Source organism: Caulobacter endophyticus (assembly GCF_029543245.1).
GTDB classification, from domain to species: Bacteria; Pseudomonadota; Alphaproteobacteria; order Caulobacterales; family Caulobacteraceae; genus Caulobacter; species Caulobacter endophyticus_A.
On sequence record NZ_JARQWV010000005.1, the window covers coordinates 227,992 to 252,694 of the forward strand.

General features: G+C 70.0%; 25 protein-coding genes. 8 read left to right on the forward strand and 17 right to left on the reverse strand.

Going from position 1 to position 24,703, the window contains the following annotated elements:
• Positions 1-4: 4 nt before the first annotated feature.
• From P7A99_RS07000 to P7A99_RS07010, 3 genes are all read right to left on the reverse strand, one after another.
• On the reverse strand, positions 5-1,285 hold the full coding sequence (locus P7A99_RS07000) for a trypsin-like serine peptidase (RefSeq protein WP_277793187.1): 1,281 nt from the start codon (positions 1,283-1,285) through the stop codon (positions 5-7).
• Positions 1,286-1,389: 104 nt separating this feature from the next.
• Positions 1,390-2,397, reverse strand: coding sequence for a helix-turn-helix domain-containing protein (locus P7A99_RS07005; RefSeq protein ID WP_277793188.1), 1,008 nt, complete (start codon positions 2,395-2,397; stop codon positions 1,390-1,392).
• A gap of 1 nt (position 2,398) precedes the next feature.
• Positions 2,399-3,667, reverse strand: a complete 1,269-nt coding sequence (locus tag P7A99_RS07010; protein ID WP_277793189.1) for an MFS transporter — start codon at positions 3,665-3,667, stop codon at positions 2,399-2,401.
• Positions 3,668-4,404: 737 nt separating this feature from the next.
• On the opposite strand from P7A99_RS07010, the gene P7A99_RS07015 reads away from it, so the two are divergent.
• A complete protein-coding gene (locus P7A99_RS07015; protein WP_277793190.1) occupies positions 4,405-5,634 on the forward strand; it encodes an OmpA family protein in 1,230 nt (409 codons plus the stop codon).
• Between the two features lie 206 nt (positions 5,635-5,840).
• Here P7A99_RS07015 and mnmD read toward each other — a convergent pair whose 3' ends face one another.
• The 3 genes from mnmD to motA all read right to left on the reverse strand — a co-directional run bounded on the left by mnmD (position 5,841) and on the right by motA (position 9,019).
• Positions 5,841-7,622 carry a tRNA (5-methylaminomethyl-2-thiouridine)(34)-methyltransferase MnmD gene (gene mnmD, locus P7A99_RS07020; protein WP_277793191.1) on the reverse strand — a complete coding sequence of 594 codons (1,782 nt, stop codon included), beginning with the start codon at positions 7,620-7,622 and terminating at the stop codon, positions 5,841-5,843.
• Between the two features lie 71 nt (positions 7,623-7,693).
• Positions 7,694-7,993 carry a hypothetical protein gene (locus P7A99_RS07025; protein ID WP_277793192.1) on the reverse strand — a complete coding sequence of 100 codons (300 nt, stop codon included), beginning with the start codon at positions 7,991-7,993 and terminating at the stop codon, positions 7,694-7,696.
• A gap of 156 nt (positions 7,994-8,149) precedes the next feature.
• Positions 8,150-9,019 (reverse strand): flagellar motor stator protein MotA, encoded by an 870-nt coding sequence (gene motA / locus P7A99_RS07030; protein WP_101717163.1) that lies wholly within the window; start codon positions 9,017-9,019, stop codon positions 8,150-8,152.
• Positions 9,020-9,179: 160 nt separating this feature from the next.
• Between motA and P7A99_RS07035 the strand changes: the two genes are divergently transcribed.
• The 4 genes from P7A99_RS07035 to vapC are packed head-to-tail and all read left to right on the forward strand — an operon-like array spanning position 9,180 to position 12,058.
• Positions 9,180-10,496: an MFS transporter gene (locus P7A99_RS07035; RefSeq protein WP_277793193.1), complete on the forward strand. Its 1,317-nt coding sequence runs from the start codon at positions 9,180-9,182 to the stop codon at positions 10,494-10,496.
• A gap of 8 nt (positions 10,497-10,504) precedes the next feature.
• Complete coding sequence (locus P7A99_RS07040; RefSeq protein WP_277793194.1) at positions 10,505-11,374, forward strand: alpha/beta fold hydrolase; 870 nt, start codon at positions 10,505-10,507, stop codon at positions 11,372-11,374.
• 49 nt (positions 11,375-11,423) lie between these two features.
• Positions 11,424-11,645, forward strand: a complete 222-nt coding sequence (vapB, locus tag P7A99_RS07045; protein ID WP_277793217.1) for a type II toxin-antitoxin system VapB family antitoxin — start codon at positions 11,424-11,426, stop codon at positions 11,643-11,645.
• Positions 11,645-12,058 carry a type II toxin-antitoxin system tRNA(fMet)-specific endonuclease VapC gene (vapC, locus tag P7A99_RS07050; protein ID WP_277793195.1) on the forward strand — a complete coding sequence of 138 codons (414 nt, stop codon included), beginning with the start codon at positions 11,645-11,647 and terminating at the stop codon, positions 12,056-12,058. Before vapB ends, vapC begins: the two co-directional genes overlap by 1 nt.
• A gap of 13 nt (positions 12,059-12,071) precedes the next feature.
• Here vapC and P7A99_RS07055 read toward each other — a convergent pair whose 3' ends face one another.
• Both P7A99_RS07055 and rpoH read right to left on the reverse strand, forming a co-directional pair.
• Positions 12,072-12,554: an ASCH/PUA domain-containing protein gene (locus P7A99_RS07055; protein ID WP_277793196.1), complete on the reverse strand. Its 483-nt coding sequence runs from the start codon at positions 12,552-12,554 to the stop codon at positions 12,072-12,074.
• Between the two features lie 173 nt (positions 12,555-12,727).
• Positions 12,728-13,615 (reverse strand): RNA polymerase sigma factor RpoH, encoded by an 888-nt coding sequence (gene rpoH, locus P7A99_RS07060; RefSeq protein ID WP_165260746.1) that lies wholly within the window; start codon positions 13,613-13,615, stop codon positions 12,728-12,730.
• A gap of 331 nt (positions 13,616-13,946) precedes the next feature.
• Between rpoH and P7A99_RS07065 the strand changes: the two genes are divergently transcribed.
• Complete coding sequence (locus P7A99_RS07065) at positions 13,947-14,324, forward strand: DUF805 domain-containing protein (RefSeq protein ID WP_277793197.1); 378 nt, start codon at positions 13,947-13,949, stop codon at positions 14,322-14,324.
• Here P7A99_RS07065 and P7A99_RS07070 read toward each other — a convergent pair.
• Complete coding sequence (locus tag P7A99_RS07070) at positions 14,321-16,453, reverse strand: histidine kinase dimerization/phosphoacceptor domain -containing protein (RefSeq protein WP_277793198.1); 2,133 nt, start codon at positions 16,451-16,453, stop codon at positions 14,321-14,323. The genes P7A99_RS07065 and P7A99_RS07070 overlap by 4 nt on opposite strands.
• A 208-nt stretch (positions 16,454-16,661) precedes the next feature.
• On the opposite strand from P7A99_RS07070, the gene P7A99_RS07075 reads away from it, so the two are divergent.
• Positions 16,662-17,018 carry a phage holin family protein gene (locus tag P7A99_RS07075; protein ID WP_277793199.1) on the forward strand — a complete coding sequence of 119 codons (357 nt, stop codon included), beginning with the start codon at positions 16,662-16,664 and terminating at the stop codon, positions 17,016-17,018.
• On the opposite strand, the gene P7A99_RS07080 is transcribed toward P7A99_RS07075, so the two are convergent.
• Positions 17,015-17,791 (reverse strand): M23 family metallopeptidase, encoded by a 777-nt coding sequence (locus P7A99_RS07080; protein ID WP_277793200.1) that lies wholly within the window; start codon positions 17,789-17,791, stop codon positions 17,015-17,017. The two genes, P7A99_RS07075 and P7A99_RS07080, sit on opposite strands and share 4 nt — an antisense overlap.
• A gap of 379 nt (positions 17,792-18,170) precedes the next feature.
• On the opposite strand from P7A99_RS07080, the gene P7A99_RS07085 reads away from it, so the two are divergent.
• A complete protein-coding gene (locus P7A99_RS07085) occupies positions 18,171-18,521 on the forward strand; it encodes a UrcA family protein (protein WP_277793201.1) in 351 nt (116 codons plus the stop codon).
• Between the two features lie 122 nt (positions 18,522-18,643).
• Here the strand turns inward: P7A99_RS07085 and P7A99_RS07090 are convergent, their stop codons facing one another.
• From P7A99_RS07090 to P7A99_RS07120, 7 genes are all read right to left on the reverse strand, one after another.
• Positions 18,644-20,062: an NAD(P)(+) transhydrogenase (Re/Si-specific) subunit beta gene (locus P7A99_RS07090; protein WP_277793202.1), complete on the reverse strand. Its 1,419-nt coding sequence runs from the start codon at positions 20,060-20,062 to the stop codon at positions 18,644-18,646.
• Between the two features lie 24 nt (positions 20,063-20,086).
• Positions 20,087-20,407 carry a proton-translocating transhydrogenase family protein gene (locus tag P7A99_RS07095; protein WP_277793203.1) on the reverse strand — a complete coding sequence of 107 codons (321 nt, stop codon included), beginning with the start codon at positions 20,405-20,407 and terminating at the stop codon, positions 20,087-20,089.
• A gap of 23 nt (positions 20,408-20,430) precedes the next feature.
• Positions 20,431-21,573 carry a Re/Si-specific NAD(P)(+) transhydrogenase subunit alpha gene (locus P7A99_RS07100; protein WP_277793204.1) on the reverse strand — a complete coding sequence of 381 codons (1,143 nt, stop codon included), beginning with the start codon at positions 21,571-21,573 and terminating at the stop codon, positions 20,431-20,433.
• Positions 21,574-21,779: 206 nt separating this feature from the next.
• Positions 21,780-22,010 carry an aa3-type cytochrome c oxidase subunit IV gene (locus tag P7A99_RS07105; RefSeq protein WP_058349899.1) on the reverse strand — a complete coding sequence of 77 codons (231 nt, stop codon included), beginning with the start codon at positions 22,008-22,010 and terminating at the stop codon, positions 21,780-21,782.
• Positions 22,011-22,072: 62 nt separating this feature from the next.
• Entirely contained in the window at positions 22,073-23,017 is a 945-nt protein-coding gene (locus tag P7A99_RS07110) for a glycosyltransferase family 9 protein (protein ID WP_277793218.1), read from the reverse strand.
• 65 nt (positions 23,018-23,082) lie between these two features.
• Positions 23,083-24,006 (reverse strand): alpha/beta fold hydrolase, encoded by a 924-nt coding sequence (locus P7A99_RS07115; RefSeq protein WP_277793205.1) that lies wholly within the window; start codon positions 24,004-24,006, stop codon positions 23,083-23,085.
• A gap of 2 nt (positions 24,007-24,008) precedes the next feature.
• A complete protein-coding gene (locus tag P7A99_RS07120; protein ID WP_277793206.1) occupies positions 24,009-24,482 on the reverse strand; it encodes a PaaI family thioesterase in 474 nt (157 codons plus the stop codon).
• Between the last annotated feature and the right edge of the window lie 221 nt (positions 24,483-24,703).

Genomic DNA, 24,703 nt, shown 5'->3' on the forward strand with positions numbered 1-24,703 from the left:
CTCCCTACAGCTCGACGCCTTCGGCTTGCAGAATCTCGCCCAAAGGCTTGGAGGACGGCAGGCACGGCGCAACAAGGCAGTGCTGGAGCAGGTGGCACCAGTTGACCCTGTCTTCCAGGGCTGCGCCGCCGTAGTGGAGGCCGCGGACCTTCAGCGCGCCGGTCCCCAGAACCGCCATGGGCGAGCCGGAATTGCCCCTCAGCGTGGTGGCGTCGTGCAGGCCGGTCCAAGAGGGCTCGCCGCCCGGCGTGGCGAGCATGCCCTGGGACAGGCCCGGCGACAGCCGCTTGCTGCCCCCGTCGCCGGCCAGCAGCCGGGCCAGGACCGCGCCATGGGCTATCTGCAGTTGCTCGGGAACGGCGTCCTGCCAGGCTACGGGATAGCCGGCCGTGACCACCGACAGGCCGGGCTCCAGCGCGTCCTTGACCTTGGAGAGCTTCAGGAACCGCTGCTTGGCCGCCCCCGTCAGCGTCGACGGCGAGACCCGCAGCAGCGCCAGGTCGAGCCTGCGGTGGTCGACAATGAGGCCCTCGATGGTCTGGACGCCCATGGCGACGATCTCGAGCACCTTGCGCCGATCATGCGTCGCCCGGCCCTGATACTCACGACCGAAGTCCAGGTTCGTGCCGGGATAGATCTGACGACCCTCCTCGCCCGCGAAGCTGATCGATTGGACGACGTGGCGGTTGGTGAGCACCAGTTCGGGGCCGATCAGGAAGGCGGTGCCGATATGGATTTCCCCGCGCTCCACGCGACCCACGCAGGCGGCCATGTCGTTGAGATGCGTCAGGAACGGCGCAAGCTCGGTACGCCAGCGCTCCACGGCATAGGCGCCCTCCAGTTGGACCTCGCCGTTCTGGACCAGGAACGAAGGGCGTGTCCCGTCGAAGGCGACGACAGCCTCCAGACTGATCCAGTTCGGCGGGGCGGCGGGGGTGATGTCCGCCTGCAACAGAGCCGTGGCTTCGCGGGCGTCGATGGCCAGCGCCTCGACTCCGTCGAGCAGGGCCTGGTCGCCGCCGAACTGGGTGTTGACCAGTTCGCGCATCTGCGCCCGCGCCCGTTCAATGCGTTCCTCGGGCGGCCCATGCTCGTCGGTCGCGGCCTCGAGCGCCATGGCGCCGGCCGCTCGGTCGCCGGGGCCCTCGCCGGAGTCACGGCTGTTCGCCGTGGCCTCGAGGATCGGGGCCCTGGCCGCCTGGCCGATGCCCAGGCGTGCGCGCCAGGCGTCGGCTTTCTGCGTGAGATCCTTGCCGTCGGCTGGATCGTCCGTGGATGTGGTCACGACTTCGCCCCCCCAGGCCATGATGCGACCGGAGGATTCAGAGCGATCAGGCCGGGAAGTCAATCATGAATTGCATTTTAGCCATCGCTCTCCTTTTTGGCCGGTTAGTCCAGCTCCCTCAGCCAGCCGTCCCAGCGCTGCTTGGCGACGCCCGGGTCGTCGTGGGGCTTGTCGTCGAGGGCGGCGCGGTAGGCGGCCGGAGCGGCGCCATAGGCCTCGGCGAACAGGCGGGCCATCTGGGCGGGGCCGGCGAAACCCAGGCGCTCGGCCAGGGCGGCCTCGTCGGGCGCGGCAGGGTCCTGAGCGTCCAGGGCGCGGCGCAGGGCGTCCAGCCGGACCAGCTGGATGAAGCGAGCCACGCCGCCCTGTTTCTCGAACAGGCGATAGAGCGAGGAGCGCGAGATGCCGGCGCCGACGGCGATGGCCTCCACCGACAGTGCGCGGTCGGCCAGGCGTGGAACGACGAAGCGGCGCACGGCCTCGCGGCGGGCGAGATCGCGGCGCTGATCCTCGCGGCCAACGCGCGCCGCGTCGCCGCCCGCCGAGGCCAGGACGTCGACGAAGGCGCGGCCGAGCGCGGGCAGCGCGGTGGGCGCCAGGCTGTCGCCGCGCCGGGCCAGCGAGGCCAGGAAGTCGGCCAGCACCAGGTTGTCGGGCGCGGTCAGCACCTGGCCGTGCAGCCGGCCGGCCGGGCCCAGCGCGGCCTCGATCACGTCGCGGGCGATGCTGGCGGTCAGGATCAGGGCGTTCTCGTGCTCGGTGCGCATCGGGCGGCGGGTGTCGAGCAGCACGCCCGCCCCAGGCTCGAGCAGGCGGGGCGGGCCGGGGATCGCCAGCCGCACCTGGCCTTCGAGCACGTGGGTCAGCACGAAATGGTCGAAGCCGTCGCCGGCGATCCGTTCGCGCCGGGCATGGACCACCCCCGAGAGCCGGCGCTCGAACAGCAGCACCTTGTCCAGCCGCCAGCCGCGCACCTGGGCGAAGAACGGACCGGCGCCGCGGCTGACGTCGGAACCGCGCGAATAGAGGGCGGCGTAGAGAGCGAAGGCTTCGTCGGCCGGATGGTCGTTGCTGGAGAAGCGGAAGCTTTCAGCGGTCGCGGCGGCGGGCATGTCAGGCGCTCGCCAGGGCGCGGGTCTCGCCGGCCAGCCGTCGCCAGGGCGCGGCGCCGAGCAGGGCGGACAGCGTCGCCAGGGTCGCCGCCCCGCTGGTGACGACGGCCAGGGCCATGGCCAGGCCGTGCGGGCCGCTGAATAGGCGGTCGCTGGCCAGGCCGGTCAGCAGCGGGCCAAGGCCCAGGCCGACGACGGTGACGAAGGCGAGGTAGAGGCCGGTCATCGGCGGACGCAGCGGGGCGGGGCAGATCGGTTGCAGGCCCGCCAGGGCGGCCAGGGCCGCGCCGCCGCCGCCGGCGGTGAGCAGAAACAGGGCCGCGGCCGCGCTCGCCGGCGCGCTGGCGTCCGCCAGCAGGACCGCGCCCAGCACGGCCAGGCCCAGGCCGCCGGCCAGGACCAGGACGGGACCGCCGTCGGCGCGCAACCGGCGGTCCATCAGCCAGCCGGCGGCCAGGTGCCCCGTCGGGGCGGCGACCAGGACGACGGCGCCGGCCAGCAGGGCGCTGGCCGCGGGGCCCAGGCCGCAGGCGCGGTTGACGATCGACGGGGCCCAGGCCGCGCCGGCCTGCACCGCCAGGATCACGCCGCCCGCGGCCAGGAAGTGCAGGCCCAGGCCGGCGGGGCGCGCGGCCAGGCGGGCGAGGGCGTGTCCGAGCCCCGGGCCGTCGACGCCGGCCGGCGGCAGCTTCCGCAGCCGCCAGGCCAGCAGGGCCACCAGCAGCAGGTTGGGCAGGGTCAGCAGGATGATGGCGGCGCGCCAGGGCGACTGGCCCAAAGCGAGGGCGCCGACGCTCGACACCGCGCCCAGCGCCAGGCCGCCGGCAAGCAGGGCGCCGCTGCGGCCCATCGACGAGCCGGAGGTGAACATCGACACCCAGCGCGACAGCCGCCCGGGCGGCGCTGAGGCGACGATCAGGGCCAGGGCCGCGGGCGCGAAGGCGGCCTGGGCCAGGCCCAGCACTAGGCGGGCGGCCAGCAGGCCCCCGTAGTGCGGCGCAAAGGCCAGGGCGACCGTCGCGGCGCTCCACAGCGCCGCCGCGCCCGCCAGCAGCGGGGCGGGCCGCAGGCGGTGACCGCGATGTCCGGCCATCAGGGTGGCGGCGACGTAAAGCGCTACGAAGGCCGGGCCTTGCAGCGCGCCGAGCTGGGTGTCGGTCAGGTGGAATTCGGCCTTCAGCGCGGGGGCGTAGACGCTGGGAACCGCCCGGTCGACGAAGGCCATGAAGTGGCCGATCGCCAGCAGGGTCACGCCGGAGGCGTCGAGCAAGGGATCCGGACGCGGCCTCACGCTCTTCAGGCACCAATCTCCCGGACGCCGCGCCACCCCGCGCGGGCCTCGGGGATCGTAGTTAACCCAACCCCGGCGGCTGTCCACCCCTCGCCCGCCCGGCGGCTGGCGAAACGTTCCAGGTTTGGGACGCGACACGTCCCGGACAGCGATGTTAGCGGACGCGCGAAAGGTTCCGCCGCTCGGCGGGGCCTGGCTCTCCGCGCCGCCACGGGTCGTCGATCCCTCGAACCCCGCCGGCGCGAATGGGGGCGGCTCGGCGCTGTCGCGCACTCCACAGCGAGGCGGCGTCGAGGCGAACCCCTGCGAACTTCGCCGCATCCTCCAGCGCGGCGAGGGGTGGGATGGCCAAGGCCGGCGGTCGTGGGGGCGATCGCGCCTGAAGCTCTCGACCAGCGGCGCGCATGCCGCGCCGCTGGTCGCCTCCGCCCATGTGCGCGAACGGCGATCGCTGGTCGTTGATATCTGAAATAATCGCCTGGGTTGATCTGGATTTTGGCGCCGAAACACGCAACCATCGCCGCAGCGCGCCGAGGTTTGCGCCGCGCGGCGGCTAATGTCCGTGTTCCAATCGACGGGGCGAATTGTCGAGGATTCGACGAAACTGCCCCACTGTGGCGCTGGCGCCACATCCGATTTGCGAAGTCGTGCGTTTGTCGTCATGGAAGCCGCCCCGCGGGGGGCGTCCAGGCTAACTTTTTTAGAGGGTTCTCATCATGAAATTCGGGTTGCTGGCTGGCGTCGCAACCGTCGCGCTCTGCGCGGCGTCCGGCGCCTCCGCCCAAAGCGCGTTGAGCGGATGGTATGTGGCCGGCGACGTCGGTTACCACTCGACCGAGGGCGTTGAAGCGAGCTCGTCGGTGAACGCCACCGACGGCCGTCCTTACGACTGGACCTTCTCGACGGATGAAGACTGGGCGGGCTTTGCTCGTATCGGTTACCGCATCTCGCCGAACTGGCGCGTGGAAGGCGAATACGGCTACCGCGGCGGCGACATCGAGGGTGTCCGCTCGGAGGACGCCACGCGTCCCCAGCCGATCGGCCTCTGCACCGCCGGCATCGGTCGCACCGCGACCAATCCCACCTGCGGCGCGCCGAAGGGTGAGATGAAGGCCACCACCCTGATGGCCAACGTCATCTATGACTTCCTGCCCGACTCGTCGTGGCGTCCGTTCGTCGGCGCTGGCGTCGGTACGGCCTGGGTCCACAACAAGGTGTACGGCCAGCTGAGCGGCGTTCCCGCCGGCGGCGCCCGCTTCCAGAACACCAGCTTCGACGACACCGACCAGGGCTTCGCCTACCAGGGCCTGCTGGGCCTGGCCTGGGACGTCAGCCCGAACTGGTCGATCGACCTGACCGGCCGCTACCTGGTCGCCAAGAGCCTCAACTGGGGTTCGGTGACGGCCAACACCGGCCCGGCCGGTGGCTCGGTGACGGACGTCGGCACCTTCGAAGGCGACTACAAGGACACGTCGATCACCCTGGGTGTTCGCTACACCTTCGGCTCGCCGCCGCCCCCGCCGCCGCCGCCTCCCCCGCCGCCGCCCCCGCCGCCCCCGCCGCCCGAGCCCCCGGCTCCGCCGCCCCCGCCGCCGCCTCCGCCGGCGTATGAGGCCCGCGAGTTCGTGGTCTACTTCCCGTTCGATCAGTACGTGCTGACGCCGGAAGCCCAGGCCGTGGTGCAGCAGGCCGCCGACTACGCCAAGGGCGGCAACGCGACCAAGATCACGGTCGTGGGTCACACCGACACCTCGGGCTCGCCGAAGTACAACGTCCGCCTGTCGGAACGTCGTGCGAAGGCCGTGGCCGATGGTCTGGTCTCGCTGGGCGTGCCCGCCACGACCCTGGCCGTCGACTGGAAGGGTGAAACCGCTCCGGCCGTCGCCACCGGCGACGGCGTGAAGGAACCGCTGAACCGTCGTTCGACCATCTCGATCAACTTCTAAGATCGAGGTCGGACGGAAGTTCAGTCTTCCCGACGAATGCGAAGGCCCCGGAGGAAACTCCGGGGCCTTTTGCTTTTGCGCGGAGGGTCTCCCTTCCCCCTCGATGGGGGAAGGGCCGGGGATGGGGGTGATCTACCGAGCTGGCCCCGGCCAAGCGCCGACCGTCGCATCACCCCCACCCAACCCTCCCCCATCAAGGGGGAGGGCTATCGGTGGGGCTCCACCAGCGCCGCGAGGTCGCGCGGAAGCGGCGAGGGAATGTCCAGCATCAGCGCCACCACGTGCTCGGCCAGCAGCGGCGCGGTGGCGAAGCCCCGCCCGCCCAGGCCGCCCAGCACGAACAGGCCCGCCGGCGCGCCGGGAACCGCGCCGGCCAGCGGCAGGTGGTCGGCGGTGGTGGCGCGCACCGCCGCGCGGCCGTCCAGCGTCGTGTCGGCCAGGCGGACGGCGAGGGCGGAGCGGCCCTTGGCCAGGGCGGCGCGATTGCGCTCGTGGTCGGCGTCGCGCAGGTCGCTGGCCGTTTCTCCCCGGTCGTGGGTGGCGCCGAACAATACGCCGCCCTCACGGGTGGGAACGGCGTAGCCGCCAAAGGCGGCGGGGGTCACGGCCTCATCGGTCGGGCCGGTCCAGCTGGTCTGGCCGCGCACGGGGCGGATCGGCGCCTCGGGCCACAGGGCGGCCAGGTCCGCTCCGCCCGTCAGGATGACGGCGTCGGCGGTCGCCAGCATCGCGCCATCCGCGTCGAACAGGCGCCAGCCGTCCTCGGCCTTGTGCAGGCTGGCGACCTCGGCGGCGATCGCCTCGCCGCGCCAGGCGGCCAGGATGGCGGCGGGATCGACCACGCGGGCCAGGCCCATGCGCAGGGCGCCGGCGGCCGGCTCGCCCAACGCCGCGCCGGCCTCGTCGGCGTCAAGGACGGTCATCTCTCCGGCGGCGAAGAGGTCCTGGCCCGCAACGGCGGCGAAGCGGTCGGGATCGCGCGGGCCGGTGGCCAGGCGCAGCACGCCGCGCGCCAGCACCGCGCCCGGCAGGGCGTCATAGAGGGCGGCGGCGCGGGCGAGGGCCTGGGCGGGCAGGGCCGCGCGCGGGCCGCCGCCGGCGTCCAGGGCCGGGGTGACCAGGGCTGCGGGATTGCCGGAGGCCTTGGCCCGGTCGGCGTCGAATACGGTGACCGTCAGGCCCTCGGTACGGGCGGCGAGAGCCACGGCGGCGGCGGCGATCCCTCCGCCGACGACGGCCAGGGTCTTCGGGGACGTGGAGGCCGCGGCGTCGCCGGGGAAGGTCGCCTCCAGCCGCTCGCGCTTGCGGCCGAAGCCGGGGCGCTTTTCCCAGGCGAAGCCGGCGGCCGCCAGGCCTCGGCGCACGGCGCCGGCGACGGTGAAGGTGGCGGCGCGGCCGCCTGGGGCGGTGCGGGCGGCGACGGCGGCGAGGATCTCGTCGCTCCACATGGCCGGATTGAGCGCCGGCGAGAAGCCGTCCAGGAACCAGGCGTCGGCCCGGCCGCTCCAGGCCGCCAGGGCCTGGGCCACGTCCATGACGGCCAGATCCAGCACCGCCTCGAAGCCGGGCAGGTCGATACGGTGGAAGCCCCGCGCGTTGCTTGGCCAATGATCGAGCAGCACCTGGGCCGCATCGCCGAGTTCGGGCCAGACGGCCAGGGCGCGGGCGGCCTCGTCACGGGTGATCGGATGGGCCTCGATCGAGAAGATATGAAGACGGCCGCCGCCATCGGCGTCTCGGGCCGGCTTCTCGCGCCGCCACAGGTCCAGCAGGGCGGCGATGTTGAGCCCGGTCCCGAAACCCAGTTCCCCGACCGTGAAATGGTCGCGTCCAGCCCAGGCGCCTGGCAGGCCGCAGCCGTCCAGGAAGACCGCGCGGGTCTCGGCCAGGCCGTCGGCGCTGGAGAAGTAGACGTCGCCGTAGAGCCGCGACTGCGGCAGGCCGTCCTCGCGCCACACCAGGGGGGATTGGGAAGAGTCGGAAGTCATTGGGCCATCATGGAAGAAGGGCCGCCCTGATGGACGGCCCCTCGATCGTTCCGAAGACGGAAGGTAGGGGCTCAGTGGCCCTCGGTCTTCTTTTCCTCGGTCGCGGCCGGGGCCGTGCCGGGGGCTTCGGCGGCCGAGACGGCGTCCGGTTCGGCGGCGGCGTCGGCGGCGGCCTTGTTGGCGTCGGCGGTGGCCTGGTCGGTGGTGGCGGCGGCGTCGGCGGCCGTCACTTCGCTGGCGCCGGCGGCGGCGGCCGCGGCGGCCTTCTCGTCGGCCGCGGGAGCCTCGTCCTTCTTGCCGCAGGCGGCCAGCGACAGGGCGGTCATGGCCGCGCCGGCGATGAGAATCTTGCGGAGGACTTGGGTGGTCATCGGGGGCTTTCCTTGCGATTGGCCTTGCGACCGGAAACGGCGACGGCCCGGCGTCGAAGCCGGGCCGCACCATGGCAAGGAACCGCTTTTCCCGCGCCGTTGCAAGCCAAAGATCACGGCGGCGTGATCATGACGTGCACGGATGGGGCGCGGGGATCAGGCTTCGTTCGGGATCTGGGTCAGGGCCTCTTCCAGCTCGATGAAGCTGGGCTGGTGGACGCTGGGAACGTTGCCGCGGCCGATCTCGACGCTGATCTGGGCGGCGTTGCCGTGCAGGTGGGCGACCAGGACGGCCTGGATGATCTTGTAGAAGGCGCCGTCCTCGTTGACGACGGCCTGCAGGCGGGCGGCCATCGGGCCGACCAGGCCATAGGCCATGAACACGCCCAGGAAGGTGCCGACCAGGGCGCCGCCGATCATGCCGCCGAGCACAGCGGGCGGCTCGGTGATCGAGCCCATGGTCTTGATGACGCCGAGCACGGCGGCGACGATGCCCAGGGCGGGCAGGGCGTCGGCCATCGACTGCAGGGCGTGGGCCGGCTCGAGCGCCTCGTGGTGGTGCTTTTCGAGCTGCTTTTCCATCGCGTCCTCAACCTGGTGGGGATCCTCCAGGTTCATGGTCATCATCCGCAGGGTGTCGCAGATGAAGTCGACGGCGAAGTGGTCCTTCGAGATCTTGGGATAGCGCGAGAAGATCGAGCTCTCGTGCGGCTTTTCGATGTGGCTTTCCAGGGCGATGACGCCCTTGGACTTCATCGTCTTGGTCAGCAGGAACAGCAGGGACAAGAGGTCGCGATAGTCGCTGGCCTTCCACTTGGGGCCGGCGAAGATCTTGCCGAAGCCGCCGGCCGTGGCCTTGATCACCGTCATCGAGTTGGAGATCAGGAAGGCGGCGATGCCCGCGCCCAGGATGGCCATCAGTTCGTGCGGCGCGGCGTGAAGGATCACGTCCATCTTGCCGCCGCCCATCAGGTAGCTGCCGAACACCAGCGCGAAGAGCAGCACGATGCCGATGATCTGGAACATGACGAAAGAGAGCCCCGCGGATTTCAGCCGGCATCATCGCTGTTAATGCTTAATCCAAGGTATCGGGCCGTTCGCGCGATTCCGCGACAGGATGGCGCGGCGCCCGGAAGGCGAAAGCGGGGCCTTCCCCTGGGCGCGAACCCCCTCTAACGTTTGTTCGATGTCTGCCGCCGCTCAAGATCAACAGGTCAACCGGCGGGCCTTCGCCATCCTGTTCGGGGTGTCGGCGGCCACGGCGCTGGGCAATACGGGCATGCTGTCCGTGCTTCCCGCCATCGGCCGGCAGATCGGCATTCCCGACGCCATGGTGGCGGCGATCTTCTCGCTGTCGGCCCTTTTGTGGGCGATCTCCTCGCCGTTCTGGGCCAAGCGGTCGGACGTGCGGGGGCGAAAGCCCCTGATCCTCTTGGGGCTGGGCGGGTTCTGCGTGTCGATGACCCTGTGCGCCTTCGTGGTCAGCGCGGGGCTGCACCAGCTCATGCCGCCGATGGTGGTGTTCGTGCTGTTCCTGCTGGCGCGGGCGCTGTTTGGCCTGTTCGGCTCGGCCGCCAATCCGGCCACCCAGGCCTATCTGGCCGATCGCACCAGGCGCGAAGAGCGCACCCAGGCCATGGCCACCCTGGCCGGCGCCTTTGGCCTGGGCACCGTGGTCGGGCCGTTGCTGGCGCCGCTGTTCGTGCTGCCGGTGGTGGGGCTGGCCGGGCCGATGTTCGCCTTCGCGGGGCTGGCGGGGGTGATGATGTGGATCGTCAGGCGGGGCCTGGACGAGAGCACGCCGCCCGCCACCGCCGGCGAGCCGCAGCCGCGCGGCCGCCTGGCCTTTCCGTCGCTGCGGCGGGGCGACAGCCTGTGGCGCGACCCGCGCCTGGCCCCCTTTCTGATCTTCGGGTTCCTCGTCGCCACCTGCCAGACGGCCCAGACCCAGACCCTGGGCTTTCTGATCATCGACAAGCTGGGCGTGGCCCCGATCAAGGCCCAGGGCTTCATCACCCTGGCCATGGCGGCCGGCGCTGTGGCCGGCCTCTTGGCCCAGTGGGGCCTGATCCGGATGTTCTCGATGGGCCCGCGCGAGCTGATGCGCTGGGGCGTCGGCGTGGCGGCCCTGGGCAATGTCGTGGTCGCCTTCGCGCCGGACTATGCGGCGGTGGCCATCGGCTACGCGGTCTCGTCGCTGGGCTACGGCTTCGCGCGGCCGGGCTTCACGGCCGGCGCCTCGCTGTCGGTCGGGGCCAAGGACCAGGCCGGGGCGGCGGGCGCGATCGCCGCCATCAACGGCCTCAACGTGGTGGTCGCTCCGCTGTTCGTGCTGCTCTACGAGGCCGTCGGCTGGGCGCCGTTCGTGCTCAACGCGCTGATCTTGGCGGCCATGCTGGCCTACGCCCTGCGCCAGGCCGTGCTGCGCAAGGTCAGCGACGCCGAGGCCACGGACGAGGCGACCATCGCGGGCCTGGAGCGCGGCGACGAGGGCGGGGTCTAGGGATGACGATGCGCCGAGCTGTCGTCCTGGCCGTGATGCTGTCGGCGGCCTTGACCGGATCGGCCCTGGCCCAGGATGGACGTTTCGACGTCGGCGGCGGCCGGATGATCCGCCTCTCCTGCCAGGGCCAGGGCGCGCCGACCGTGGTGGTCGACGCCGGCATGGGGACCGCGCCGGTGGAGGACGAGGCCTGGCGCAGGATCGCCGCCCGCGTCTCCGAGACCGCCCGGATCTGCCTCTACGACCGCGCCGGCCTGGGCGCCAGCGACCCGGCCCCGGCGGGCAAGCCGCGCACCAGCGCCGACGCGGCCGCCGACCTGGAGACCGCCCTGCGTGCGGCCAAGGTCGCGCCGCCGTTCCTGCTGGCCGGCCACTCGATCGGCGGGCTGCACGCCCAGGTCTTCGCCGCTCGCTATCCGGATCAGGTGGCCGGACTGGTGCTGATCTCGTCGACCCATCCCGACCAGATGGACGCCTGGCTGGCCAGGCTGCCGGCCGTGGCGCCGGGCGAGGCGAAGGCGCTGTCCGACGCGCGCGGCTTTCTCACGCGGATGCCGCGCGATCCCAGCCTCAATCCGGAAAATCTCGACGTTGGCGCCAGTAACAGCCAGGCTCGCGCGTTGCGCTCGCTGGGCGACAAGCCGGTGATCGTGGCCACCCACAGCCCGAAGTGGCGGATGGTCCCCGACCTGCCCGAGCCCCTCGCGGTCGAGCTGGAGGCGGTCACCCAAGACCTGCAGAAGCAGTTCCTGACCCTGTCGTCCCGCGCGACCCAGACCATCGCGCCCACGGCTGGCCACGGCCTTCCGCACGAGGATCCCGGCTTCGTGGCCGAGGCGATCCTGAGCGGCGTGAAGGCGGTGCGCGAGGGGCGGTAGGCGTCCAGCAAGCTCTGGGATATACTGGCTGTATATCCAGGAGGCCGTGATGGTCCGAACGACACTGTTTCAGTCCAATCGATCCCAGGCGGTCCGCCTGCCGAAGGACGTGGCGTTTCCGGATGGCGTCCGCTCGGTGACGGTGCTGCGCGAAGGCAAGAGGCGCGTCATCGTGCCGTCGGATGCCGTCTGGGACGACTTCTTCGACGAGCCCGGCGTCGATCTCGGTGAACGCGATCAGCCCAAGACGCAGGATCGCGAAGGCTTCTGATGCTCCGCTACATGCTGGACACCAACCTGTGTATCCGCGTGCTCAGAGACCGTCCTCGCGAACTGGCGGAAAAGTTCAACGCTAACGCTGATGCGCTGTGCATCTCGACCATTGTCCTGATGGAGCTGCTGCACGGTGCAGCGAAATCCGCCCGGCCGGAGCATCACCGCGATCTGGTGGAGCGTTTCGCCGCCAAGCTGGAGGTTCTGTCCTTTGACGATGGCGCCGCCGATCACGCGGCCGATATTCGAGCCGGCCTCGAGCGTATTGGACGGCCGATCGGCAGCTATGACCTGTTGATCGCTGGCCATGCGCGTTCGCGCGGCCTCGTCGTAGTCACGGGCAATCTTGCGGAATTCGCGAGGGTCGAGGGCCTGCGCTGCGAGGACTGGACCGTCGGCCGGATCAGCTGACGGTCCCTACGCCTCAGCCCTTGCGGACGATGCGCGCGGCGGCGGCGTGGAAGGCCGCTTCGGTTTCGGCCAGGGCGGCCACGGCGCCGTGTCGGTCGGCGGCGACGCTCATGTTGGTCGCCACGTAGGACTTCGAGACCCGTCGGGCCTCTTCGCCGCGCAGGGCGGCGTTGGCGGCGGCGGTCTCGTGCCACTCGGCCAGTTCGGCTGCGGTCAGCGGGTGGTCTTCCGGGGCGTCGGGGTGGTGCACCACGTCGCCGAAGCCGATGGCCACGAAGCCGTGGATGACGCCGTAGTCTTCTTCCGACAGCAGGAAGGTGATCTGGCGTTCCTCGGTCTGGCCGGTATAGGCGTCCTCGGCCGGATCGAATTCGCGCAGCACCAGCACGTCGCCGACCTTGAATTCACGGTCGTTACGGCGGATTTCGAAGCGCTTCTTGCCCGAGCGCACGGCGGCGAAATACTGCGGCCAGGTCTTCAGTTCGTGACGGGTCATGGAGAAGTCTTTGAATTGGGCCGGCGGGACGCCGGAAAAATCGGAGGCGAGGCTCTTAGAGCGCGTCGGCGGCGAGGAAAAGGCCGTTTGTGACGCTCCGGCGACGCCCTCGATACGAAAAGGCCGCCGCGACACGGGTCGCGACGGCCGTTCTCTTAGCAGATGAGAGAGGCTTAGGCCTCGACCATGTTCTTGGCGATGGCCGCCTCGCGCATGGACTTCTGCAGCTTCTCGAAGGCGCGCACCTCGATCTGGCGGACCCGTTCGCGGCTGACGCCGTACTGGGCGGCCAGGTCTTCCAGGGTGGTGGGGTCGTCCTTCAGGCGGCGCTCGGTCAGGATATGCCGCTCGCGGTCGGTCAGCTCGACCATGGCCTCCTCCAGGAGGGTCATGCGCAGCGACTTTTCCTCGTTCTCGGCGACCATGGTCTCTTGCGAAACCTGCTCGTCGTCGGCCAGCCAATCCTGCCACTCGCTTTCGCCGTCGGCGCGCAGCGGCGCGTTCAGCGAGGCGTCGGGGCCCGACAGGCGGCGGTTCATCGAGATGACCTCGCTGTCCAGCACGCCCAGTTTGGTGGCGATGGCGCTGACCTGCTCGGGGCGCAGGTCGCCGTCCTCGAAGGCGCTGATCTGGCTCTTGGCCTTGCGCAGGTTGAAGAACAGCTTCTTCTGCGCGGCGGTCGTGCCCATCTTCACCAGCGACCACGAGCGCAGGATGTATTCCTGGATCGAGGCGCGGATCCACCACATGGCGTAGGTGGCCAGGCGGAAGCCCTTCTCGGGCTCGAACTTCTTGACCGCCTGCATCAGGCCGACATTGCCTTCGGAGATCACTTCCCCAATCGGCAGGCCGTAGCCGCGATAGCCCATGGCGATCTTGGCCACGAGGCGCAGGTGGCTGGTGACCATCTTGTGCGCGGCGTCGCTGTCCTGATGCTCTTTCCAGCGCTGGGCGAGCATGAACTCCTCGTCCTTCGCCAGCATCGGGAACTTGCGGATTTCGGTCAGGTAGCGCGACAGGCCGCCGTCCGGCGACATCACCGACAAGGAATTCACAGCCATGAGTTCAACATCCCCTGGGCTGGGCGCCAACTTGGCGTCCGGAGCCCACTTTCGAATGGGTGAGATAGGTACGGGTTGCGGCTAAAGTAAGGGCGATAACGCATTTGTAATGTCCGACACCCTGGCTCAGGTATTGGACATTTCGATGGCGGAATGAACGTTCATTCTCAAAAAAATGAACGATCATTCTCAAAATTGCAAGAGGCGCCGAGACGGGGCTCCGGCGCGCGGACGCGGAGGGAGCGCCGCGGAATTGTGGATTGCAAATGAAAAATTACACCCATAAACATAGTTTGCAATTTTGGATTGTGCAGTGGGGTGTGGGCGAGCGATGAAGGCTTGGTTCGATTTCAACGGCCGCGGCGACCGTGTCGATTTCCTGAGCACGGTCTGGCTGCTGGTCCCGGGGCTCGCGCTGCTGGGCGCGCCGCTGTTCCTGATGGGCATGGGCGCGACGCAGAAACTGGCCCTGCTCGCCTTCGACCTGCTGGCGCTCGGCCTGGGCCTGGCGGCCTTAGTCATCGCCATGGCGGGCGCGGCCCGCCGTCTGCAGGACCTGGGGGTCTCGGCCTGGTGGCTGGCTTTGGCCGTGCTGGTTCCGGTCGTCGGCCTGGTCGGCTTCGTCGTCCTGGCGCTGGTTCCGGGTTCCGAGCAGCCCAACGCCTACGGACCCTCGCCGAGACGACCGCTGCCGGCGCCGGCGCGCTAACCCGCCGGCGCGTCCAGTTCGGCGCGCACGCCCGGATTGTTGTCGTGATAGGCCAGGGATCCGGCCAGCTGGCGGACCATGGCGTCCATCATCTTGCTGCCGAAGCCGACGCGCGGGCCCTGCTTGCCGCCGCCCTGGTCGGCGACCAGGATGCGCACGCGGCCGCCCTGTTCGGTGAGGCCGATGTCGACCCGTCCGGGACGGCCGGCATAGGCGTACTTCACCGCATTGATCACCAGTTCGGTGACCACCAGGCCGATCGTCACGGCCTTGTCGGTAGAGACCGTGGCGGGGGCCGCGTCGACGCGGATCATCCGCGCCCATTCCCGGCCCAGCGACTCCACCAGTTCCTCGGCCAGCTCCACGAGGTAGCGGTCCAGAGAGACCGTCTCCAGCTGGTCGCCGCGATAGAGCCGGCGGTGCACCAGGCCCACGGCGGTCAGGCGGCGGCTGGCTTCCTCCAGCGGCGCGCGGGCGGCCGGATCGTCGATGGCCTTCATCTGGATGGTCAGGAACCCAGCGGCCAGGGCCAGGCTGTTCTGGACCCTGTGATTCACCTCGCGCAGCAGAAAGTCTTTCTGGCGCAGCAGGTCGTCCTTGTCGTCGAGGGTGGCGCGCAGCTGGCTGTTCAGCTCGGACGTACGGCGGGCGCGGCGCAGATCCAGGAGGTCCTGGCGCAGGCGCAGGGCGGCCTCGGTCTGCGAGGCGCTCCACGGGCGCGAGCGGCCGCGCACCGTTTCGGTCCAGGCGTCGAACGAGGCGCGCGGGGTCAGCGCCCCGTCGCCGCCGGCCGCCTTGGCGGTGCGGTAGGGATCGCCGGCCCAGCGCACGACCTCGACCTCCTCGGCGCGGGTCCACAGCACGGCCAGCAGCGGCGTGCGTTCGATCACCACGCCCATCAGGCCCGAGGCCCAGCTCCTGAACGCGCCGGCGCCGGGAAACAGGTTTTCGCTGCGCTCGGTGGCGATCACGCCGCCGGCGTCGACCTCCAGAAGCCAGTCGCGCAGCATCGCCAGGGCCGTATGCGGCGGCGTCTTGCCGGCCGTCTCGATCCGGTCGTCGCGGAACACCGCCACGCCGTCGGCGTCGCCCAGGGCGATCAGGTCGGAGGCGTGTTCCTCAAGCGACAGGTCGCCGACGTCGGACTGGGCCAGAACGGCCGTCAGGTCGTCGCCCAGGGCCCGCAGGCGCAGCTTCTCGCGCCAGGTCTCGGCTTCTTCCTTGGCCTTGATCTGGCGGGCAAGGCCACCGGCCAGCGCGCGGCAGGCGGCGCGGATCTCGTAGGGCAGCAGGCGCGGGCTGTTGTGGTGGCAGGCCACCAGGCCCCACAGGCGGCCGTCCTTGACGATCGAAACCGAGGCCGAGGCGACCACGCCCATGTTGCGCATGTACTGCATGTGGACGGGCGAGACGCTGCGCAGGGCCAGGTCGCTCATGTCGAGCGGAGCCTGCGGCGCGGGCTCCAGCGGGGCGGGCGCATAGGCGCAGTCGGGGATCACCCGCACCAGGTTGCGCACATAGAGGGCGCGGGCCTGCTTGGGGATGTCCGAACCCGGGAAGCGGTGGTTGAGGAAGCTCTTGAGGTGATGGGCGCGGTCCTCGCCGACCACCTCGCCGGCTTCGTCGTCGCCGAAGCGGTAGATCATCACCCGGTCGAAGCCGGTCAGGCGGCGAAATTCCAGCGCGGCGCGATCGTACAGCGTCTTCAGGCCGGGACAGCGCTCGAAGGCTGCGGCGGCGGCCTCAAGGTGGGCCAGGATCTGCGAACCGGCCATGGGGCGCTCCAGGCCCGGCTCGATCTCGAGCAGGACCAGATCGTCCTGCACCGTGGCGCTGAGGTCCAGATTGCGCCCGCCCAGGCGCAGGACCCCGATGAAGCCGCCGGCCGGACGCGAGTTCGAGATTGCGGCGACCTGGGCCGCCAACTCGTCGCCGATCAGGGCGCCGACCGCCTGGTCGAGCCAAGTATCGGCTTCCAGCAGGCCGGCGACGTCGCCGGCGGCCATGCGCACCGTCAGGGTGTCGCGATCGAGGGCCAGCAGCACACCGTGCGGCTGGATGGCCCCGGGGATGTGGATGGGTTCGCGGTCGCAGGCCTGAACCTGTTCAGGCGTCGGAGCCGCGGTCACGCGTAGCGCCGATCGGGTATCAGGAGGCGCGAAAGGGGGGCTGTGGTCACGGCGGCGGCTCCAAGCGGCCTAGGCCGGTTCTTCGACAGTACGCCGCATTGAACAGGTCCACCGTCGCCTTGTCGACATTTCGCATGGCTGGCGCGAAGGGGGCTTGTGCGCATCTTTCGCGAGCGTCAGGGTCGGCGCCGATTTCGGGGAGCACCGCATGACCGGCTTTCTCTTACGCGCCCTGTTCGCGGGCCTGGGCCTGTGGCTGGCCTCACGCATCGTGCCGGGCGTCCACGCCGCGGGCTGGCAGACGATCGCCATCGCCGCCGTGCTGCTGGGGCTGGTCAACGCCGTGGTGCGCCCCGTCGTGGTGCTGCTGACCCTGCCGATCACCCTGGTGACGCTGGGGCTGTTTCTGCTGGTGGTGAACGCCGCCATGCTGGGGCTGGTGGCTTACATACTGCCGGGCCTGGCGGTGAGCGGCTTCTGGGCCGGGATCTTCGGGGCGATCGTTATCGGCGTGGTCAGCTGGTTCGGCCACCTGCTGCTGGGCGAAGGGTCCGAGCGGGACTAACTGGCCGCGACCTCGATCCGCACGCGCACCCGGCCGTCTCCGCCCCGTACGGCCTGACTTTTGCCGGCGCGACGGGCGGCGACCTTTTCCTTCATGCCGTCAGGCCAGCGCGACACGTGGGCCAGGCGCACCTTGCGCGGCACGCGGGCGGCGGCCTTCAGCGGCAGGTCCTCGGCGCTGGCGAAGGTCTTGTCCAGGAAGTGGGCGGGGTTCAGCGGCCGGCCCTTGCGGCTGATCTCGAAATGCAGGTGCGAGCCGGTTGAGCGGCCGCTGTCGCCGACCACGGCGATCGGCGTGCCGCGCTTTACATAGACGCCCTTCTTCATGCCGAGATTGCGGCCGAGGTGCGCGTAGAGCGTGGCGAAGCCGTCCTTGTGCCGGACCTCGACGAAGCGGCCATAGCCGGGATCGGTCCCGGTGCGCGCGACGATGCCGTCGGCGGCGACCTTCACCGCCGTGCCGGACGGGGCGGCGATGTCGACGCCTTCGTGCAGGCGGCCTCCCTCTTCCCAGGGCAGCTGGCGCAGGCCGAAGGGCGAGGCGACCTCGCGGCCGGGCAGGGGCGCGTCGAAGGCGTAGGCGGGCGGAGGCGGCGGGGCCGGTTGCGGCGTCGCGGGGGCCGTCGCCACGGGCTCGACGATCGGCGCCGGGGCGATCAGGTCGGCCAGCGCGCGCGCCGCGGGTACGGACGCCGCGGCCAGCGCCACGGCGAAGCCGAGCGTCATGACCAGGGCGTAGTTGCGAGCGGGCTGGGCCTGTGTGTCTGGCGCCAAGGGGCGGAACCTCGTGGGTCGGTCGGAGGCCCTGGGGCGCGCTGCGGCGCGGCCGGGCGTTTGAAGTTGGGCCTGCTGATCGGCAGGCTGCGCGACCGGCGTCGTTTTTAGAGGCTTGGCCTTTCGCGATCGTGAACGCGGCTATCTGCACGAGCCATCGGGCGGAAAGGCGGCAGCTGCGCCTTAGCGCTGGCGAGAGCTTGGCTTTGCGATGTCGCGTATTTGTCAAACATTACGTAAATTTTAGAATATTAAATGTAGGAAATACTATGAATACGGAGTCATGAACGACACTTAACGGGACTCTTCAAGTATCATTCAGTACACCTTTGCTCATGGAGGCGCGGCGGACGCGCCCTGGAACAGAGGGAAGACCCAGATGCGCAAGTTCATGATCAGCCTCACCACCATCGCCACGCTGACCCTGGCCGCCGTGCCGCTGATCGGCATCACCCAGGCCGCCCACGCCGGCGAGCGCGCCATCACGGTCCGGGTCGGCGACCTGAACCTGGCCGACCCGGCCGACGCCGCCGAGTTCGACGCCCGCGCCGCCGACGCCACCAAGCGCTTCTGCCGCGCCCGCGCCTCCAAGGAGCGCCTCGACCTGCTGTCGCGTCGCGCCTGCGCCATCGAGGTGCGCGCCGAAATCAACGACAAGCTGTCGAAGAAGCAGCGTCAGGCCCTGGCCTCGGCCGGCCGCCTGGCTCCGGTCGCGGTGGCCGCTTACTGAAGCAGCCCATGCAGATCGATCCGCCGCGGAGGCCCCGGTAACAACCGGGGCCTTTGCTTTGCCGGAAACGAAAAAGCCCCGGCCTTTCGGCCGGGGCTTTCGTTTGTCCGAAGGCGAAGGGATCAGAGCCCCTTCACGATGCCTTCGACCATCTTCTTGGCGTCGGCGAACAGCATCATGGTGTTGTCCTTGAAGAACAGCTCGTTCTCGACGCCGGCATAGCCCGACGACATGCCGCGCTTGACGAAGAGGACGGTGCGGGCCTTCTCGACGTCCAGGATCGGCATGCCGAAGATGGCGCTGGTCGGGTCGGTCTTGGCGGCCGGGTTGGTGACGTCGTTGGCGCCGATCACGAAGGCGACGTCCGCCGTCGAGAACTCGCTGTTGATGTCTTCCAGCTCGAACACCTCGTCGTAAGGCACGTTGGCCTCGGCGAGCAGAACGTTCATGTGGCCCGGCATGCGGCCGGCGACGGGGTGGATGGCGTACTTCACCTCGACGCCCTCCTCCTTCAGCTTGTCGGCCATTTCGCGCAGGGCGTGCTGGGCCTGGGAAACGGCCATGCCGTAGCCCGGGACGATGATCACCTTGCTGGCGTTCTTCATGATGAAGGCCGCGTCGTCGGCCGAGCCCTGCTTGACGGGGCGGGTCTCGACCTTGCCGCCCGCGCCGGCCGCCGCGGCGTCGGCGCCGAAGCCGCCGAGGATCACCGAGACGAAACTGCGGTTCATGCCCTTGCACATGATGTAGGACAGGATCGCGCCCGACGAGCCGACGAGAGCGCCGGTGATGATCAGGGTGGTGTTTTCCAGCGTGAAGCCCAGCGCCGCCGCCGCCCAGCCCGAATAGCTGTTCAGCATCGACACCACGACCGGCATGTCGGCGCCGCCGATCGGAATGATCAGGGTGACGCCGATCAGCAAGGACAGGGCGAAGATGCCCCAGAACGCCCACTTGGCCTCTCCGCCCGTGACGACCAGCACCACGATCAGGGCGACGATGGCGGCCGCGATCAGGATGTTCAGCAGGTGGCGGGCCGGCAGCAGGATCGGCGCGCCGCCCATGTTGCCGTTCAGCTTGGCGAAGGCGATGACCGAGCCGGTGAAGGTGATGGCGCCGATGGCCAGGCCTAGCGACAGCTCGATCAGGCTGTTGAGGTGGATATGCCCGTCCTCGCCGACGATGCCGTAGGCGGCCGGCGTATAGATGGCGGCCACGGCCACAAGGCAGGCGGCCATGCCGACCAGGGAGTGGAAGGCGGCCACCAGCTGCGGCATCGAGGTCATCGGCACCTTGCGGGCGATCACCGCGCCCACGCCGCCGCCGACGGCGACGCCGCCGACGATCAGGCCCAGGGTCACGGCGTCGAGCGCGCCCTGGCTCCAGAGGGTGGCCAGGGTGGTGACCACGGCGATGGCCATGCCGACCATGCCGTAGGTGTTGCCCTTGCGGCTGGTCTCGGGGCTGGAAAGCCCGCGCAGGGCCAGGATGAACAGCACCCCGGAGACGAGGTACAGGACGGCGGCGAGATTGGCGTTCATGGTCTTTGCTCCCCCTCGGTCCGCTTACTTCTGCTTCTTCTTGTACATGGCCAGCATCCGCTGGGTGACGAGGAAGCCGCCGAAGATGTTGACCGCCGCGAAGGCCGCGGCGACAGCGCCGGCCCCCTTGGAGATCCACACCGAACCGGCGGCGGCCTCGCCCGTGGCGCCATGCGCGGCGGCCGCCAGCAAGGCGCCGACGATGATCACCGAGGAGATGGCGTTGGTGACGGCCATCAGCGGGGTATGCAGCGCGGGCGTCACGCTCCAGACCACGTAGTAGCCGACGAAGATGGCGAGCACGAAGATCGCCAGGCGGAACACGGTGGGGTCGACGGCTTCCATGGGAGCCTCCCTTTCTATGCCGGTTAGGCGGTCTTCAGGTTCGGATGGACGATCTCGCCGCCCTTGGTGACGACGGCGGCCTGCAGGATCTCGTCCTCGAAGTTGGGCGCGAAGGCGCCTTCCTTGTTGAGGAACAGGCTCGACAGGGCGAACAGGTTGCGGGCGTAGAGCGCGCTGGCGTCGGCGGCGATGCGGCCGGGCAGGTTGGCGTGGCCGAGGATCTTGGCGCCGTTGGCGGTGACCACGGTCTCGTTCAGCTTGGCGCCCTCGACATTGCCGCCCTGCTCGATGGCCAGGTCGACCAGGATCGAGCCGGCCTTCATCGAGGCCACCTGGGCGGCGCTGACCAGCTTAGGCGCGGGGCGGCCCGGGATCAGGGCGGTGGTGATGACGATGTCCTGCTTGGCGATGTGGCTGGAGACCAGCTCGGCCTGCTTGGCCTGGTACTCGGCCGACATCTCCTTGGCGTAGCCGCCGGCGGTCTGGGCGTTCTTGAACTCCTCGTCCTCGACGGCGAGGAACTTGGCGCCCAGGCTCTCGACCTGCTCCTTGGTGGCGGGGCGCACGTCCGTGGCGGTCACGACCGCTCCGAGGCGGCGAGCGGTGGCGATGGCCTGCAGGCCGGCGACGCCCACGCCCATGATGAACACCTTGGCCGCGGCGACGGTGCCGGCGGCGGTCATCATCATCGGCAGGGCCTTGCCATAGGCCTCGGCTCCCTCGATCACGGCGCGATAGCCGGCGAGGTTGGCCTGGCTGGACAGCATGTCCATCACCTGGGCCCGCGTGATGCGCGGGATGAACTCCATGGCGACGGCGCTGGCGCCCGCCTTTGCAAGCGCGTTCAGCGTGTCCTTGTCCTGGTAGGGATTGAGGGCCGCGGCGACGATCGCGCCGCTCTTCAGGGCCGCGATCTCGGCGGCCTCGGGCGCGCGGACCTTGAACAGGACGTCGGCGTCCTTGATCGCGTCCTTGGCGGACTTGGCCAGCTTGGCCCCGGCCGCCTCGTAGTCGGCGTCGAGATAGGAGGCGGCGGTTCCGGCGCCGGCCTCGACGGTCACCGAAAATCCGGCGCCGATCAGTTTCTTGACGGTCTCGGGCGTCGCGGCGACCCGCGTCTCGCCTGCGCGGGTTTCTTTCGTGACGGCGATGACGGCCATCGGCATACCTCCCCCGGAGCGTTGTTCGCTCTCCGAACCGGCGCGTTTCGCGCCGGTCCAAGATCCCAAAGTTGAAGCGACGTTCGACGAAAAGCTAACACTTTCGTCGAACGCCGCTCCAGCAGCTTGGAGCGCTCTTTAGGGGATGTTCTTGCCCTTTGTCGAGGATTGTCCGCGCATCGGGCGCAAAAAATTGCCGATGTCTACCGGTGTCAGTGAGCCGGGGCGGCTTTTTCCCGAAGGAACACAACGCCCAGAACGGCCAGCACGACGGCCGCGCCGGCCGCGCCGATGAAGCCGGCCGGGGTGCAGAACAGCAGGGTGATGAAGGTGAGCAGCACGGCGATGGCGAGCGAGCCCCACTTGGTCATCTTGCCGAACGCGTCATAGGTCGCGACCTGCTCGTGGATGTCCATTTCACCGCGGTGGTAGTCGCCGGCCATGTCGTTTCGTCCCTGTGGAAAAGAGTGTCGGATATCGCCGATACAACGGCGGGGCCCGGGGCTCAAGCGTCCACGACGGACCGATTGTCCCAGGTTTCGGCCACGAACCGGGCGCGCACGGCGTCCACGGCCTGGTCGACGGAGATGTCGGTGATGCGGCCCTGGCCGCCGTCGAGGATCGACAGCCAGCGCGAATAGGCGGGCACGGGGCTGGTGCCCATCAGGCCCACTGCGGGCGTGCCGACGGCGGCGGCGACGTTCAGCGGCCCCGAGTCGTTGCCCAGGAATCCGGCCGACAGGGCGATCAGCGCTGCCGACTGGTCCAGCGTCAGGTCGCAGGCCACGACATTGCCCGGCAGGTCGCCGATCGCGGCCTTCGCCCGTTCGGCCTCGTGCGGGCCGCCGATCCAGAACACCGTGCCGAAGAGGTCGGAGAGGGCGGCGGCGGTCTGGGCGAAGCGCTCGGCCGGCCAGGTGCGCGGCAGCTCGCTGGCCCCGATCCCCAGGGTCAGCCACGGGCCGGGCCTGTCGGCGTAGCGAGCGGCCACGGCGGCCAGAGCCTTGGGATCCAGCTTCAGTTCCGGCTCGCGGCTGGTCACCGTCAGGCCGTGAGCCTTCTCGAAGGCCGCGAGCTTGTCGATCCGGTGGGCCGGCCGCATGGCCTTGGGCAGATAGGGGCCGGTGTTCAGCCAGCCCTCCTGGCCGTGACCCAGGCCAAAGCCCCGCCGTTCGGGCACGCCGGCCAGGGCCGCGGCGATGGCGGGACGGTCGATCTTTTCCAGGATCCACACCGCGCGCGGCTTCTCGGTGCGGCAGATCTTCAGGAAGTCGAGCACCTCGCGGAAGCCCTTGAGCTTGTCCTTGTAGTTCGGCGCCAGGACGACCTTGGACACTGTCGGCTCGACCGCCAGCACCTCGGCGGCGCGGCTGGCGGGGCGGGCGGCCAGCACCACCTGGCCCTCGGGCGTCGTCGCGGCGATCGCCCGGATGGTCGGCAGGTGCCACATCAGGTCGCCGATGCCGCGATCGGGCGTGTAGACCAGCACCGGTCCGTTGGATTTCCCGCCCACGGTCAGGCCCAGGCGGCCAGCAGTCCGCGGAGCCCGGCGACGAAGGCCAGGGGCTGGTCGAGCATCACGTGGTGGTCGGCGTCGGGGATGGGCAAGCGCAGCACGTCCTTGGGCATCTGCGCGATCATATAATCCAAGGTCTCGGCGTGCATAAGCCCGGACCGCTCGCCCCACATCAGGGCGGCCGGGCAGGCGATCTGCGTCAGCATCTCGCCGAGATCCGGCATCGAGAACTTGTGCCAGATGGCGGGGTCGAACTTCCAGGTCCAACCGCCCTCGGTCTGCCGCAGCGAGCGGCGGGCGATGAAGTCGGCGATGTAGAGGTTCTCGCACGGCTGCGGCGGGGCCAGGCGGAAGCGCGACAAGGCGTCCTCCAGGCTGGGATAGATCGGCATGCCTTTGCCCGAGCGCGGCGGCGGACCCTTCCAGCGCTTCTCCGGCGGCTGGATGCTGCTGTCGACCAGGATCGCCCCGCGCAGCCGTTCGGCATGGCGAACAGCGCAGAAAAGGGTGGGAAAGCCGCCGAACGAGTGGCCGACGAAGATCGGCTTGTGTCCGCCCGCCTCAAGCTGCGCGGCCTCGACGGCGGCGAAGGCCTCGGCGGCGAAGGTGTCGGCGCTGTAGGCCTCCCGCCAGCCGCTGCTGCCCATGCCCGCCCACGAGATCGCCGCCACCCGCCAGTCCCTGGCGAAGGACGGGGCGATGAAGCTCCACCAGTCGGCGTGGGCGCCGTTGCCGTGCAGGAACAGCAGACCCGGCTTGCCGACCTCGCCCCAGGTCAGCAGCTCGATGTCGACGCCCTGGACTTCGATGGTCGAGCGCTCGGGCGCGATGGCGATCGCGTCCTCGAACCAGGCGGGCGCGGGCGGGGGCTTGCCTTCGAACGTGGCCAGCAGCGAGGCGGTCAGGGTCTGGTCGTCGGCCATGCTCAGGCCTCCTCGCGGAAGGCGATCTCGCCGGGACGGGGCTTGCGGGGCGACAGGGCCTTGAAGATCCCCGTGCCGGTCATCAGGGTGCGCTCGCCGGTCCAGATGCGGCCGCGCACGGTGAAGACCAGGTCTTCCTCGGCCAGCAGCTCGCCCCGGCCCTCGACGAATTCGCCCAGCTGGGCGCTCGACAGAAAGTCGGTCATCAGCCGCACCGTCACCCAGGAATAGGACTTCTTCAGCGAGATCAGCCGGCCCCAGGCCATGTCGGCGAAGCTCATCAGCATACCGCCGTGGCAGGCGCCCAGGCCGTTGGTGTGGTGCTCCTCGACCTGGAAGCCCAGGGTGGCCTCGCCGGGGCCGTCGGTGCGCTCGTACAGCGGCCCGATCTGTCGGCCGAACCCCCGCGTCCAGTTCAGCTGGGCGTAGCCGGGCGGGATGGCGGCGCTCTGGGCCTCGGTCAGGTCGTCGGACATGGGTGAAGTCTAACGGCCGTTTGAATAGGTGGGCAAGTTTCCTTTGAGGACGGCTACTTTTCTCCTCCCCCGCTTGCGGGGGAGGGGGACCGCGAAGCGGTGGAGGGGGCGAGACCGGGCTCGGCGCTCTGTCCCGGGGGCCCCCCCCCCCCCGCGGGGTCCCCCCCCCCCCCCCCCCCCCCCGGGGGGGGGGGGGTGGGGGGGGGGGGAGGGGGCCGCCT